1 protein-coding gene is annotated in these 674 nt (G+C 58.0%); it reads right to left on the bottom strand.

Features of this window, described 5'->3' with window-relative positions; all coding sequences use genetic code 11:
- Positions 1-416, bottom strand: a 416-nt coding sequence (locus ACE3SS_RS14740) for a LysR family transcriptional regulator (protein WP_374595245.1), incomplete at its 3' end; no start/stop codon positions are given.
- Positions 417-674: the final 258 nt, after the last annotated feature.

Genomic DNA, 674 nt, shown 5'->3' on the forward strand with positions numbered 1-674 from the left:
TCGCTATGCAGCCCCTTGATCTGTTGCGATAGGGGCACCTCGAAGAACCGGATTTCGACCTCGGGTTCTTCCTGGCGGCAAAGTACGAGCAACGCAGAAAGGCGCGACGGCGTGATGCCGTCGGACAATGCCACGCGCAACTGGCCATGAAAACCGTTTGCTGCCGCTTTCACGCTATCGCGTGCCTGCTCCAAGGCGGAGAGCACGCGGCGCACGTGCTCCAGAAACAGCTCGCCCGCACGGGTCAGCCGAGTGCTGCGCGTGGTGCGGGCAAACAGCATCACGCCCAGTTCTTCTTCCAGTTCCTTGATGGCCCGTGACAGTGGAGACTGCTCGATGTGCAGCCGCTCGGCAGCGCGGGCGAAATGGAGTTCCTCAGCAACCGCAATGAAGCAGCGCAAGTGACGAAGTTCCATAGTCTTGTCCTTCCATGATCCATGTTGATTCGGGGGACGAGATGCACGCCTGCTGTAGCACCAGTCGAGCTGAGGCCAAATATTGAATAAACAATTATACATGTGTTCATATATTAGTCAAAGAAGCCTGCACCGTGCCGTGGTGATGTTCGATTGTGAGGAGATGAATGGTGCAAGCTGCACGAGGGCCAATGGGCATCGTGGAGGCCGCTTGCCAAAATAGTGCGAGCCCCACCGGGGCTCGCGAGATGCGGAAGG

It is taken from the genome of Aquabacterium sp. (assembly GCF_041915145.1).
In the GTDB taxonomy this organism is placed as follows: Bacteria; Pseudomonadota; Gammaproteobacteria; order Burkholderiales; family Burkholderiaceae_C; genus Aquabacterium.